The 12,452-nt window shown below is 44.7% G+C and carries 11 protein-coding genes, 17 tRNA genes and 1 rRNA gene; 6 read left to right on the top strand and 23 right to left on the bottom strand.

The features are described 5' to 3' along the window. Positions 1–14 precede the first annotated feature (14 nt). The 3 genes from FQV26_RS17305 to queG form a co-directional block, all read right to left on the bottom strand. The gene (locus FQV26_RS17305; protein WP_146559187.1) at positions 15–323 is read right to left on the bottom strand and encodes a hypothetical protein; all 309 of its coding nucleotides are present in this window, start codon (positions 321–323) and stop codon (positions 15–17) included. Positions 324–649: 326 nt separating this feature from the next. Continuing rightward, positions 650–1,123, bottom strand: coding sequence for a tRNA (uridine(34)/cytosine(34)/5-carboxymethylaminomethyluridine(34)-2'-O)-methyltransferase TrmL (gene trmL / locus FQV26_RS17310; protein ID WP_146559225.1), 474 nt, complete (start codon positions 1,121–1,123; stop codon positions 650–652). A 9-nt stretch (positions 1,124–1,132) separates the two neighbouring features. After that, complete coding sequence (gene queG / locus FQV26_RS17315; protein ID WP_146559189.1) at positions 1,133–2,278, bottom strand: tRNA epoxyqueuosine(34) reductase QueG; 1,146 nt, start codon at positions 2,276–2,278, stop codon at positions 1,133–1,135. A gap of 65 nt (positions 2,279–2,343) precedes the next feature. Between queG and FQV26_RS17320 the strand changes: the two genes are divergently transcribed. Together FQV26_RS17320 and FQV26_RS17325 are read left to right on the top strand one after the other, a co-directional pair. Continuing rightward, the gene (locus FQV26_RS17320; protein WP_146559191.1) at positions 2,344–3,006 is read left to right on the top strand and encodes a B3/B4 domain-containing protein; all 663 of its coding nucleotides are present in this window, start codon (positions 2,344–2,346) and stop codon (positions 3,004–3,006) included. A gap of 318 nt (positions 3,007–3,324) precedes the next feature. Beyond that, positions 3,325–4,371, top strand: a complete 1,047-nt coding sequence (locus tag FQV26_RS17325; RefSeq protein WP_146559193.1) for a C45 family autoproteolytic acyltransferase/hydrolase — start codon at positions 3,325–3,327, stop codon at positions 4,369–4,371. A 45-nt stretch (positions 4,372–4,416) separates the two neighbouring features. Here the strand turns inward: FQV26_RS17325 and FQV26_RS17330 are convergent, their stop codons facing one another. Together FQV26_RS17330 and FQV26_RS17335 are read right to left on the bottom strand one after the other, a co-directional pair. Then, positions 4,417–5,469 (bottom strand): C45 family autoproteolytic acyltransferase/hydrolase, encoded by a 1,053-nt coding sequence (locus FQV26_RS17330; RefSeq protein WP_146559195.1) that lies wholly within the window; start codon positions 5,467–5,469, stop codon positions 4,417–4,419. Between the two features lie 158 nt (positions 5,470–5,627). Next, positions 5,628–6,128, bottom strand: coding sequence for a VOC family protein (locus FQV26_RS17335; RefSeq protein ID WP_146559197.1), 501 nt, complete (start codon positions 6,126–6,128; stop codon positions 5,628–5,630). Between the two features lie 289 nt (positions 6,129–6,417). Here FQV26_RS17335 and FQV26_RS17340 point away from each other — a divergent pair, with 289 nt between their 5' ends. From FQV26_RS17340 to FQV26_RS17355, 4 genes are all read left to right on the top strand, one after another. After that, a complete protein-coding gene (locus tag FQV26_RS17340; protein WP_146559199.1) occupies positions 6,418–7,614 on the top strand; it encodes a M20 family metallopeptidase in 1,197 nt (398 codons plus the stop codon). 46 nt (positions 7,615–7,660) lie between these two features. Continuing rightward, positions 7,661–8,488 (top strand): DUF3100 domain-containing protein, encoded by an 828-nt coding sequence (locus FQV26_RS17345; protein ID WP_146559201.1) that lies wholly within the window; start codon positions 7,661–7,663, stop codon positions 8,486–8,488. Continuing rightward, positions 8,472–8,924 carry a hypothetical protein gene (locus FQV26_RS17350; protein ID WP_146559203.1) on the top strand — a complete coding sequence of 151 codons (453 nt, stop codon included), beginning with the start codon at positions 8,472–8,474 and terminating at the stop codon, positions 8,922–8,924. Before FQV26_RS17345 ends, FQV26_RS17350 begins: the two co-directional genes overlap by 17 nt. 309 nt (positions 8,925–9,233) lie before the next feature. After that, positions 9,234–9,755, top strand: a complete 522-nt coding sequence (locus FQV26_RS17355; RefSeq protein ID WP_146559206.1) for a hypothetical protein — start codon at positions 9,234–9,236, stop codon at positions 9,753–9,755. A 162-nt stretch (positions 9,756–9,917) separates the two neighbouring features. Here FQV26_RS17355 and FQV26_RS17360 read toward each other — a convergent pair. The 18 genes from FQV26_RS17360 to rrf all read right to left on the bottom strand — a co-directional run bounded on the left by FQV26_RS17360 (position 9,918) and on the right by rrf (position 12,239). Further along, a tRNA-Leu gene (locus FQV26_RS17360) sits at positions 9,918–9,999 on the bottom strand. Between the two features lie 625 nt (positions 10,000–10,624). Next, positions 10,625–10,708 (bottom strand) — tRNA-Leu (locus FQV26_RS17365). Between the two features lie 9 nt (positions 10,709–10,717). Next, positions 10,718–10,791: transfer RNA gene (locus FQV26_RS17370), tRNA-Cys, on the bottom strand. 6 nt (positions 10,792–10,797) lie between these two features. Then, positions 10,798–10,872: transfer RNA gene (locus FQV26_RS17375), tRNA-Gly, on the bottom strand. Between the two features lie 6 nt (positions 10,873–10,878). Next, positions 10,879–10,950, bottom strand: a tRNA-Gln gene (locus tag FQV26_RS17380). 9 nt (positions 10,951–10,959) lie between these two features. Then, positions 10,960–11,035: transfer RNA gene (locus FQV26_RS17385), tRNA-His, on the bottom strand. A gap of 41 nt (positions 11,036–11,076) precedes the next feature. Continuing rightward, positions 11,077–11,152 (bottom strand) — tRNA-His (locus tag FQV26_RS17390). 19 nt (positions 11,153–11,171) lie between these two features. Beyond that, positions 11,172–11,245: transfer RNA gene (locus FQV26_RS17395), tRNA-Trp, on the bottom strand. Positions 11,246–11,251: 6 nt separating this feature from the next. Further along, positions 11,252–11,335, bottom strand: a tRNA-Tyr gene (locus FQV26_RS17400). Positions 11,336–11,342: 7 nt separating this feature from the next. Next, positions 11,343–11,418 (bottom strand) — tRNA-Thr (locus FQV26_RS17405). Between the two features lie 22 nt (positions 11,419–11,440). Further along, positions 11,441–11,516 (bottom strand) — tRNA-Phe (locus FQV26_RS17410). Between the two features lie 17 nt (positions 11,517–11,533). Further along, positions 11,534–11,609 (bottom strand) — tRNA-Asp (locus tag FQV26_RS17415). Between the two features lie 3 nt (positions 11,610–11,612). Beyond that, positions 11,613–11,689, bottom strand: a tRNA-Met gene (locus FQV26_RS17420). Between the two features lie 71 nt (positions 11,690–11,760). Further along, positions 11,761–11,836 (bottom strand) — tRNA-Val (locus tag FQV26_RS17425). Between the two features lie 7 nt (positions 11,837–11,843). Further along, positions 11,844–11,918, bottom strand: a tRNA-Glu gene (locus FQV26_RS17430). 24 nt (positions 11,919–11,942) lie between these two features. Further along, positions 11,943–12,032, bottom strand: a tRNA-Ser gene (locus tag FQV26_RS17435). A 5-nt stretch (positions 12,033–12,037) separates the two neighbouring features. Beyond that, a tRNA-Asn gene (locus FQV26_RS17440) sits at positions 12,038–12,112 on the bottom strand. Positions 12,113–12,123: 11 nt separating this feature from the next. After that, a 5S ribosomal RNA gene (rrf, locus tag FQV26_RS17445) occupies positions 12,124–12,239 on the bottom strand. Between the last annotated feature and the right edge of the window lie 213 nt (positions 12,240–12,452).

Below are 12,452 nucleotides of genomic sequence, written 5' to 3' on the forward strand. Positions count from 1 at the left end.
GGCGGTTTTTTTGTTTAGATTCGCGCTCTGTTGCCTGTCATTCCTGCAGTAATAAGCAATACAGCTGCAGTGATCAAATGGAACACCCAGCCGATACCCGGAATCCAAGCAATCAAGCTCGTAATAATTCCAAGAATCGATCCTGATTTCGGTGAATATTCACGGAAACAGAAGAACAAGGTAATGGCGTGAAGGACAAACATAACTCCTAAAGCCGAATAACCGGTGCTGATGACAAAGCCGCCACCGATTAATGGAATCGCCAGGAATGCTTCAGCCAATCCTGTAATCCAAAGCAAAGCGACAGAAATTTTCATTTTCATTCGTTATCATCCCTTCTTTGACTTTCTTATCTCCTATATACGGATGAACACAGCAAAAGTTTCACCTTTAAAACCATTCCTTCCTTTTCAGACCGTCAGAAATTATCCACATTTGAGTGGATGTTGTATATTTCATTTTTCCCGCTTGTAAGCTATACTAAACAAAGATGCACATTTCAAGGAGGTCATTATTATGAACTTAATCCTTATTTTGGGTATTTGTGTTTCGTTCTTGGCAGCTATTTTCACTGCTGGATACGATGACAAACCTGGAACAAACGAAAGAGAATAGTACAAAAGGACAGCGGAATCCGCTGTCCTTTTTTCTATTCCAAACCTGGGTAATCTTGCTGCCGCAATGCTTCATACATTAAAATGGCGGCTGTATTCGATAAATTAAGCGAGCGGATGTTGTCATTCATTGGAATGCGCAAGCAATGATCCGGATTTTGTTCAATCACTTCTTTTGGTAGTCCTTTTGTTTCCTGTCCGAAAACGAAGAAATGATCCTTTTCTCTGTCTGAAAAATCGAATGACGTGTGAGGCTGTGCCCCAAATTTCGTAATATAGTAAAACTCTCCTTCAGCATACCGGTCAAACAGCTCCTGCAGGCCATCGTAATAAAAAATATCGACATGTTCCCAGTAGTCGAGCCCTGCCCGTTTGAGCATCTTATCATCTGTCGAAAACCCGAGCGGACGAATCAGATGCAGCTTCACTCCCGTCCCAGCGCATGAACGCGCGATATTTCCTGTATTCGCTGGTATCAGCGGTTGGTAAAGTACAATATGAATAGCCAAATCTGTCACTTATCCTTTCAATCCTTCAGCAAAAAATGCCAATCCTTTTTGAATTTCTTCTAAAACTTCTACCTCATTTTCGTTCTGCTCCGCTTGTTTCAATGCAGCCAATCCTTCATTAGAACCTATTTTCCCGATGGCCCATGCCGCAGTTCCACGGATTACTGGACGCTCGTCGCTTTCCAATAAATCAATCAATGCAGGCACCGCAGACGTTTCCTTGAAATGCGCCAACGCCAAAATAGCATTTCGCTGAATCGGCTTTTTGCCCCGCCATGAACCGGACACATACCCAAATTTGGCCTTGAATTCCCGATTGGATATGGTCAATAAAGGCTCAAGCAGCGGCTTGGCGATTTCCGGATCCGGTTCGAATTCTGTATGGATCTGATTGGCTTTGCGCTTGTTCTTTGGACACACGGTCTGACAGGTATCGCAGCCATACAGCCGGTTGCCGATTTTGCCGCGGAATTCATCCGGCATAAACCCTTTTGTCTGCGTTAAAAATGAAATACAGCGCTGGGCGTTCAACTGGCCGCCTTCAACAATCGCTCCTGTCGGACAAGTATCGATGCACAAGCGGCAGTCGCCGCATTGATCTTCCATCGGTTCATCAAAACGGAACGGGATGTTGGTGATCATCTCGCCGAGATACACATAGGAACCGAATTCCGGCGTGATGATATTGGTGTTTTTCGCGCTCCAGCCAATGCCGGCGCGTTCGGCCACTGCCCGGTCAGACAGCTCTCCTGTATCCACCATCGATCGCATCCGAGCTTCCGGATAATGAGCCGCAATGTAAGCTTCCAGCAACGTCAGCCGCTCTTTCAGAGCAGCGTGATAGTCCTTGCCCCAGGAAGAGCGTGAAAAAATTCCCCGTCTTGCGCCTTTTACACCCTGCGGTGCATTTTCCATCTTGGAAGGATAAGCGATGGCAATAGCTACGATGCTGACGGCCTCATTTAGCAGCAGCTCAGGCCGGGTGCGCTTTTCTATATCCGATTCCTCAAAACCGGACTGGTAATTCAACTGCTGCTGACGAATCAACTGATGCTTTAAGCTATAAAAAGGTTCTGCTGAGGCAAAACCGATTTTATCAATTCCGATCTCCGAGGCATACGCAACAAGCTCTTTTTGAAATTGATCAAGATTCATGTCGTAACCCCTCACTCAATTCTATGATACGATAATAATAACCCTTACGTGAAAGGAAGATTGCAATGAAACTGACAATCGATCCTCAAATAAACAAAATACTAAGCGACTTTAAAATTGGCGTCATTCATTATAACAATATCACCGTTTCCGATTCACCTCAAATGTTAAAAGGCCGTCTTCAACTTTTTCAAGAACAGTTGTACTTTGATTTGGAAGATAAGGACCTTGCCGAGTTTCCCGGCCTGCTCGAATGGCAGTTGATCTGGAAAGCATTAGGGGCCGATCCCAGCCGCTACCGCCCGTCTGCCGAGGCGCTGTACCGCCGCATAAAAAAACAAAATTACTTATCTACCGTTAATTCTGCTATTGATATGAACAGTTTCCTGTCGCTGCAATATGAAATTCCTTTGGGACTTTATGATGCCGATAAAATTGCAGGTGATGTTGAGATCACAGTAGGGACCAGCACAGACCGCTATGATGGCCTCAATAACCGCGTCAACACATTGACTGGTATTCTAGTCTCAAAAGACGAGGAAGGCGCATTTGGCAGCCCCTACGTCGATTCTAAACGGACCGCTGTGACGGAGCAGACAATAAACGCATTACATATCTTCTACATTCGACCGTCTATGGAAAGAGATGTGGCGCTGCAGCTTTTGACTGCCGCTTCGAATATGTTCACCGGTATCAACGGCGGAGATGCCGAATTTTACGTAGTTTAATTGAATGAATAACAAGCCGGTGCTCTGCATAAGCAGAGCACCGGCCATTTTTCTGTCACATTTTCTTTTGACAGTCGCTTTACTGGATTTCTTGCTACTAGATTCAGCTTATATTTTTGCAGAACCTAAAGAAGATTGGTACTTACTATTTCTTCTATCTCTCGCGCTTTCACTGGCTTTCTGAAGAATTATTCACAAAAAACTATTTTATTTACAATTAGCTTTTCCACTATTTTTTCCCATAAGCATATTCTTTTTCATTCATGCAAGGATGCAGTAAACTCTTCTTACATTGAAGAATAAAAGAGGGATCAACACGTGAAACGAGTGCATAGTGACATAGTCCAATTTCGGGGAAGCCATTACGATTTTGGCCGGATGCAGGGAGAATTATTGAAGGAATCATTGATTCTTCCCAATCGCCAAAAGCAACGGAAGGCTTCCAGCCGTCATTTAATTATAGACGAACAACGTGCAAAAAATATATTGCTGACTTTAGCGCCAAGAGTATGGGATGAAATCCAAGGCCTGGCCGATGCTTTGAAATGGCCCATGCACGATGCCATTCAAGAATTCGGCGGCTATTACCTGGAATACACGCGGAGCGGCTGCTCCATTTATACCGAATCCGATTTTATGGTCCGCAATTACGACAGTTCACCTGAAGGTTACGAAGGGCGTTTTGCATTGTATCAACCGACTGATGGTGGATTTGCGACCATCGGACCCACCATGCAAATTACCGGCCGAACAGACGGAATGAACGAAAAAGGCTTGGTAATGGGTTATAACTTTATCAACCGCCGCAATTCAGAAGATGGCTTTATCTGCAATATGATCGGCCGCCTCATTTTAGAAAACTGTGCTGACATCGAAGATGCAATCGATTTGCTGGAAGAATTGCCGCATCGCCGCTCCTTCAGCTATGTACTGTTGGACCGCACCGGAAAATCTGTAGTCGTCGAAGCTTCGCCGCGTTCTGTGGTAGTTCGCGAATCTGCTGTGTCCACTAATCATTTTGAGTTGCTGGTTGAGGAAAACCGCTATCAGACAGATGATTCCCGCAGAAGAGAACAAATGATGCTGGCCCAGCAACAAAATAACATCGATGGCTACAGCGCTTTCCGCCTGCTGAATGATTCGGATAAAGGTGTTTTTTCGAAGAAATACAGTACCGCTTCCGGCACCTTGCATACCGCTTCTTACTACCAGCATAGCTTGGAAGTAGGGTTTGCTATCGGACCAGATCGACTTCCGCTTATGCTTGATTTTGAAAAGTGGCTGGAAGGTGAACGCTTGTATGCCAAACGCATCAACGGAAAAATCGATACACATCTGCCATTTGCCCATATGGCTGAATTTTAACAACGAAAGGCCCCAGCAAATTAAAGCTGGTGCCTTTTTTGTCTTTTAAATAAATTGTTTATCGACATGGGCAAAGCCGATATCGGTTTCCACCGCTCCATGGATTTTCTGAATATCCAAATCTTTTCCTAGCAGCCAACTGTCAAAATCCAAAATCGTTGGCTGCTGATTGCCCCCTAGTGCGAACCAGACACTCTTTTCTTTCGGCAAATACAGCGAGGTGTGAATGGTCCCTGCCCAGCTTTTATACAGTTTGGAAAACACGCCCTTGTCTGTATCATTAAACAAGCGAAAGGCCAGCAAGGCATCCTCCGTCTGGCTTTGCTGATTTTGAATAGCTTCCATACGTTCAAATGAATCCTTCAGGTAATTGCGGTTTTCATGCTGCTGAATTTCAAAATGATTGGTGCAGACATTACTGGTCCGGATATCGACTCCACGCGGACTCGCTTCAATGATGCGTGTCTCACCGCTTGGATCTGTCACGATGTAACTAAACGACCCGCGGTGCGGAATTTCCTTCAACAGCTCCACTGCTTCCTGTATGGTGGCACAAGTTTCCAGAATGATTCGGCCGATCAGATAACAGACAAATCCGTCCCCCGGTTTTTTGCGATGCGTAAAGTTATAGCCCATCGATAGTCCCTTTTCATTCATGCCATCCATCCGTCCTGTAATGCGTGAAGTCGGACCAATTATGGCATAGCCTTGATCGTTGGGTTGAAACAGACTAAAGCGTCCTTCATATGTTTGTGGATGAAAGTCGTAATTCCGGACCATAAAGTCTGCTCCGGTAACAATTGAGCAGCCTGATGGCATTGCATCGATCCGGTAGCCTCCAAAATCACGCAGCACCTCTGCCATTGGCAATTTTAGGCTTTCCTGCAAACCGGTCAGTTCATCCCAGATTCCGGGCGCAAACCTTCGGTAAGCAGCTTCCGTGTCCTGTACGTCTATTTCGAATCTTGGCCTCTTTGCTTTCCATTGCTTTCTTCGATTTTCCAGTATGATGCTATCTTTCAAAAGTTCACCTTGCTTAAACCCGAACTCATAATGACTCCCTCTGAATTCCAAAATATCACTATGTATCTGTCTCATCAAATTCTCCTTTATTCTGCAAAATAACCGATTATGTTTCAGCATACACATTTCCAGAACGAAACTCAAAAGCTCCGTTCTGAAGATTCCGTGACCCACAACAAAAAAATCCTGCCTTATGAAAATCATAAGACAGGAACAGCCACTGCACCTCGTTGTTATCCTTCGTATGCGCGCCGCAGTTCAGCCAAATCTAACTTCTGCATTTGCAGCAGCGCTCCCATTACCCGCTCTGCTTTTTCCGCTTCCGTATTGACAAGCATTTCGTTCAATTCAATTGGAACCACTTGCCAGGAAACACCGAAACGATCTTTCAACCATCCGCATTCCTGCGCTTTCTCGTCTCCACCTTGAGTCAATTTGGTCCAATAGTAATCTATTTCTTCCTGGGACTCACAATTGATAATAAACGAAACTGCTTCGGTAAATTGAAAAGTTGGACCGCCATTCAGCGCTAAAAAATCCTGTCCCTCCAGCTGAAACTCAATTGTCAAAATTTTTCCCGCGTCGATGCCATGAATTTCCTTGCCTGCATGGGTGTAGTAGGTCTTGCTTCCGGCTTTTGAGTTTCTAAAGACAGATGTATAAAAATCCACTGCTTCCTCTGCATTCATGTCAAACCATAAATTTGGTGTGATTTTTTGAATTTTAGAATCCATCTGCTTTTCCTTCTTTCATTTCATGCTTGCAGTAGCTATGTATCCGTTTTGATGGATGCTCAGTACTCGTTAAGAAGATGGCAAATCTACCTCTTCAATTAAAAGCATATTTAGTAACTGAATTCCACCCTGGCTGAAAAATGAAACAACCGCAATTCAACTGGTATGGACACACTACGATTTTACAATCGATTTAATTGAATACTTTATGTTTTCCGCAAAAAGTCTTATAGTTCAAAGTAAATGATTATGATAGTATGGGAATATTAATTCAGAGGAGGTTATTTTAGTGAGCCAATTATTTAATAAACTTGATGAACTGTATGAAGAAATTGTGGATATTCGGCGCTATCTTCATGAATATCCGGAACTGTCTTTTGAGGAAGTGGAAACCGCTAAATACATTGCAGCTTTCCATGAAAAATTAGGACATGAGGTTCGGACGAATGTTGGCGGCAACGGAGTTTTGGCTTATTTAAAAGGTGGAAAACCGGGTCCAACTATTGCATTGCGTGCAGACTTCGATGCATTGCCGATTCAAGAACAGACAGACGTTCCTTATAAATCCAAAAATGACGGAGTTATGCATGCCTGCGGTCATGACGGGCATACAGCCAGTCTGCTCGGTCTGGCAAAAGCATTAAACAGCATGCAGCAGGACATTGAAGGCACCATTGTCTTTCTTCATCAGCATGCAGAAGAATTACCACCAGGCGGTGCAATCGCCATGATTGAAGACGGCTGTCTAGAAGGTGTAGACGTCATTTTCGGTACGCATTTGCAAGCTCAAATGCCGCTTGGAGAAGTTGGTTATCGCTCAGGTCCCCTGCAAGCTGCTCCTGACCGTTTCGACATTAAAATTCTTGGAAAAGGAGGTCATGGTGCCAGCCCCCACGATACCAAAGACAGCATTGTGATCGGCGGTCAGTTGATTAATAATCTGCAGCAGATTGTCAGCCGCCGAATTGATCCTTTGGAATCCGCTGTAGTCTCCGTCTGCAGCTTCGTAGCAAAAAACCCTTACAACGTTATTGCAGATACTGCCGAGATGGTTGGCACAGTACGGACTTTCAAAGAAGACATCCGTACTTTCATCGAAGAAGAAATCGACAGAGTCATCAAAGGAACATGTCTCGTTTCAGGTGCGGATTATGAATATACCTATACTCGCGGCTATCCGACAACCGTCAATCACGAAGAAGAAACCAATTTTGTAGCGTCACTAGCTCCTTCAGTACCTGGTGTGGAACACGTCAGAGAAACCGAGCCTATTATGGGAGGTGAAGATTTTTCCTACTACCTGCAAAATATTAAAGGAACATTTTTCTTCACCGGTGCTCAAAGCCCGGAAAATGAAGATGCCTATCCACACCACCATCCTAAATTCGATATCGATGAACGCGCCCTTCTGATAGCGGCCAAAGTATTAGGCGCTGCTGCATTAAACTACACGAAAAAAGAACAGCCTGCTGTCAACGCGAGCTGATCATTAACGGAGAGCCGTTCTCCCACATAAAAGGAGTAGATGAAGCATGGGCGAACAAGCTCTAAAATTATGGAAAGATTGGCGACTGCATGTCATCGTATTGGCGATCGTCGCTGTAACAGAATCGATTGGCATCTTTTCGATTCCACTTGGTCCAGGAACTATTCTTTTGCTGCCAATGCTTTATGCAGTGGTAATCGGATTGGGTTTGTATTTTACTCCTTTGATCAATGATAAACAATCGATCAATGCAGAACCACTGGTATTTCTCTCGGTTTCCGTATTGATCGCCAAATTTGGCGTACAGGCAGGCCCAGCGCTGCCTCAAATCATTGAAGCAGGACCAGCTTTATTGCTTCAGGAATTTGGAAATTTAGGAACAATATTCTTGGCATTGCCTTTAGCTGTTTTTCTCGGACTTAAAAGAGAAAGCATCGGTATGACACATTCCATCGGCCGTGAAGCAAACTTAGCGTTGATCACTGACAAATATGGGTTGTCTTCGCCTGAAGGGCGTGGCGTTATGGCCATGTACATATTCGGAACCGTCTTCGGATCGATTTTTATTGGGTTGATTTCTGGATTTTTGGCCACCGTGACCCCTTTGCATCCAATTTCTTTCGCAATGGCGACTGGCGTAGGAAGCGGCAGTATGGCAGCCGCTTCACTCGGCCCCTTAGTTGCCGCATTCCCGGAGATGAGTGAGACCTTAACCGCATTTTCAGGAGTCAGCAACTTGATTTCTTCTGTGACCGGTCTGTATATGAGTATTTTTGTCGGCTTGCCATTGACCGTGAAAATGTATGAAATCCTATCGAAAAATAAAGAGAAAAAAGCAGCTAAAGGGAGCGTAGAATATGTTAAAAAGCGTTAAGGAATGGATACTGGTCTTTTTGATCATCGGCGTGATCATGCTGATTGGAAACTGGATAGGCTACGATGTGTTGCCTTGGACAGCGCTTCCGGGAATAGCTATCCTGATAGGCATTAGCCTGGCCGGCTTAATCATTCATCGCCTGCTGCCTTTTCAATTGCCCAGCATCGCTTACATCGGAATTATTGGACTGATTTTGACGATTCCCGGTATGCCAGGATCTGCACAAATTGCGGCGTATACAGCAGAGGTCAATTTATTGGCCATTGCTACGCCTATTCTAGCTTATGCCGGAGTATCCATCGGCCGCTCATGGTTTGACTTTGTACAATTAGGCTGGAAGACGATCGTGATCGGCATGTTCGTCCTGCTTGGAACTTTCCTTGGCTCAGCAGTCATTGCCGAGATTATTCTTCGATTCCAAGGAATTATTTAAAACTATCAGAAGGCAGCTGCAAGTGCGGCTGCCTTTTCTATATGCTCTTACAATCAACATTCCATTATTTGAATTAGATGAATCGATCTTCATCTAGCAACTTACTAAATCAGATGGAAAGCAAATTTTTAACAAGACGCTGCCCACTATGCCATCAAATATAAAGTATCGATCCTCACCATTTACATTTTAATATTTTACATATTTTTAATTTTAGGTATTGCATATTATAAATAAAGGTTTATAATTTACGGGGAAAACATCGTAATGTTAATACATATATCAAAAATATATTAAGGAGGGAGTAAAGTGAACAAGTTTTCTGTCGCTCTCATGGCTGCAGTTCTCAGTCTGTCCACTATGTCCAGTGTCAGTGCCCATCCCCATCACGACGACGATCACGATTACAGTGTCAGGGAGGAATTAGTTATCAGCAAAAAAGCACTTAAGAAGTATCGGGATATTGATGTCGCCTTGGATGAAGGATTTGTTGGATTAGTACCTGGAGCTTGTGTACCAAATATGGGGATTCACTTAGTCAAACCGAGCAGAGCAGATGATGCGAAACTAAACATCAAAAAACCCGAAATCTTGGTTTATGAGCCGAAAAAAGACGGCAGCTATAAGCTAGTCGCCGCTGAATGGTATGTGCCCGCAGAGGAAACTGACAAAACACCAGAATTATTCAAAGAGAAATTCCAAGGGCCAATGGATAATCATGACGGATCTAAAGGCCAGCATTACGACTTGCATGCATGGCTCTTTAAAAAGAATCCGGATGGAATGTTCACACCGCATAACAAGCGCGTAAGCTGTAAATATGCTGAATAACTGAACAGATTGCTTCGTGTATATAAATCATAGGAGCCGGTGTAAGAGAATTACTTGCATCGGCTTTTTTGATTTCTTTCCTTTTGCAACCGATTGTACTTCTTTGAAAAAGAAAAAAGGCCCCAACAATTAAGTCAGGGCCTTGCTTCTAAGCTTTAAGTATACCAGTGGCCGGGGTCGAACCGGCACTCCAGAAGGAACACGATTTTGAGTCGTGCGCGTCTGCCAATTCCGCCACACTGGCAAGTATGGATCAAGCGGACAAGACTTATTATAGCACATCTTTTTTCACTCGCCAACACTTTATTAGTATAATAGAAAATTTAAAAGCCACTCTATTATACAATTTACTTCCCTAATTGCAGCCTTTGTAATCCATCCACCGTATAAATTCGCTATTAATATGATTGATGATTGATAACTATTCATGCCAACTTAATCGTGATTATTTTTCACTTTGGAAAAATAACAACCGCCATAACAAAACACATGAATCGCTTCTGTAACACTAAATTAGTATCAGTTAAAACCGAAAGCCCACCTGTACTTTTTCTTAAGGTCGTAATTCAAACTTCTATTCTGCGCCAGTTACCCGACTAACAGGGCAAAATACATCTATAGTTAAAACTAATTCATAACTATCTTTTGCTTTACAATGCCCCAGTGCTCTAATAGAAGATCTGCAAAATTAACAGCAGGCTCTTTGGACTTTTAACACAGTAATGTTCAACCGCCCCCTATAACATTAATTTTAATGCTATCTTCTCAATGCAAACTGCCGGAACTTCTCCAAATACAACAAAAAACCCTTTAACTGTGAATATTCACAGTTAAAGGGTTTGTGAAAGGACAGGCAGGTCCTTTCGTGATACCGGCGGTCGGGGTCGAACCGACACTCCCGTGAAGGAACGGGATTTTGAGTCCCGCGCGTCTGCCAATTCCGCCACGCCGGCAAATCATTATGGAGGCGGCAACCGGACTCGAACCGGTGATAAGGGTGTTGCAGACCCATGCCTTACCACTTGGCTATGCCGCCAAATTTTGGAGCGGAAGACGAGGTTCGAACTCGCGACCTCCACCTTGGCAAGGTGGCGTTCTACCACTGAACTACTTCCGCGTAAAGCTGGGGTACCTGGATTCGAACCAGGGCATGACGGGATCAAAACCCGTTGCCTTACCGCTTGGCTATACCCCACTAATAAGATGGGGCGGACGAGGGGAATTGAACCCCCGAGTGCCGGAATCACAATCCGGTGCGTTAACCACTTCGCCACGACCGCCACTTTACTATTTTATAAGGACAATTAATGAAATGAAAACATGGGGCGGACGAGGGGAATTGAACCCCCGAGTGCCGGAATCACAATCCGGTGCGTTAACCACTTCGCCACGACCGCCATCATAAAATTTTAAAATTGGCAGGGGCAGTAGGAATCGAACCCACATCGGAGGTTTTGGAGACCTCTGTTCTACCGTTAAACTATGCCCCTAAAAACTGGTGGTGGGGGGCAGATTCGAACTGCCGAACCCGAAGGAGCGGATTTACAGTCCGCCGCGTTTAGCCACTTCGCTACCCCACCTTAAAAATGGTGCCGGAGAAAGGACTTGAACCCTCAACCTACTGATTACAAGTCAGTTGCTCTACCAGTTGAGCTACTCCGGCATGGAGATATTTCATAAAAAAATGGTGGGTCAGGACGGAATCGAACCGCCGACACTTAGAGCTTCAATCTAATGCTCTACCGACTGAGCTACTGACCCACATTGCTAAGTAAAAATGGCGGTCCCGACCGGGATCGAACCGGCGATCTCCTGCGTGACAGGCAGGCATGTTAACCGCTACACCACGGGACCATTTGGTTGCGGGGGCAGGATTTGAACCTGCGACCTTTGGGTTATGAGCCCAACGAGCTACCGAACTGCTCCACCCCGCGACAACATTATTTTATTTACAAATTACATCCGTATGTAAGTAACGGCAGAATTTTTGTTATGTAAAAGTAAATGGTGGAGGATGACGGGATCGAACCGCCGACCCTCTGCTTGTAAGGCAGATGCTCTCCCAGCTGAGCTAATCCTCCGTGAATTTGGTGACCCCTACGGGATTCGAACCCGTGTTACCGCCGTGAAAGGGCGGTGTCTTAACCGCTTGACCAAGGGGCCCTATATTTTTTGGAATTTATCTTCTGGCGGAGAGCAAGGGATTCGAACCCTTGAGACGGTTGCCCGCCTACATGATTTCCAATCATGCTCCTTCGGCCACTCGGACAGCTCTCCAAAATTGGCTCCGAAGGTAGGACTCGAACCTACGACCATCGCATTAACAGTGCGGTGCTCTACCACTGAGCTACTTCGGAATAATTGATCAGCCTGGCAACGTCCTACTCTCACAGGGGGAGACCCCCAACTACCATCGGCGCAAAAGAGCTTAACTGCCGTGTTCGGGATGGGAACGGGTGTGGCCTCTTTGCCATCATTACCAGACTAATTTTATTTTGAAAGACAAGATTTATTATACCAATATTACAGGTTTTTTCAAGCTTTTTTTCAAAAAACTTTTTCTTGTTCCTTCAAAACTGGATAAACGACACCGGAACATGCAAGGATTCCGTATACATTGTTTGGTTAAGTCCTCGATCGATTAGTATTCGTCAGCTGCACGTGTCGCCACGCTTCCACCTCGAACCTATCTACCTC

This window comes from Planococcus sp. CPCC 101016 (genome assembly GCF_007859295.1).
Lineage (GTDB): Bacteria > Bacillota > Bacilli > Bacillales_A > Planococcaceae > Planococcus.

What these genes read in the sequence shown, in the direction of transcription:
- FQV26_RS17305 (WP_146559187.1), bottom strand. Translation starts at nt 323, where the DNA reads ATGAAAATGAAAATTTCTGTCGCTTTGCTTTGGATTACAGGATTGGCT.
- queG (WP_146559189.1), bottom strand. Translation starts at nt 2,278, where the DNA reads ATGAATCTTGATCAATTTCAAAAAGAGCTTGTTGCGTATGCCTCGGAG.
- FQV26_RS17320 (WP_146559191.1), top strand. Translation starts at nt 2,344, where the DNA reads ATGAAACTGACAATCGATCCTCAAATAAACAAAATACTAAGCGACTTT.
- FQV26_RS17330 (WP_146559195.1), bottom strand. Translation starts at nt 5,469, where the DNA reads ATGAGACAGATACATAGTGATATTTTGGAATTCAGAGGGAGTCATTAT.
- FQV26_RS17335 (WP_146559197.1), bottom strand. Translation starts at nt 6,128, where the DNA reads ATGGATTCTAAAATTCAAAAAATCACACCAAATTTATGGTTTGACATG.
- FQV26_RS17345 (WP_146559201.1), top strand. Translation starts at nt 7,661, where the DNA reads ATGGGCGAACAAGCTCTAAAATTATGGAAAGATTGGCGACTGCATGTC.
- FQV26_RS17350 (WP_146559203.1), top strand. Translation starts at nt 8,472, where the DNA reads ATGTTAAAAAGCGTTAAGGAATGGATACTGGTCTTTTTGATCATCGGC.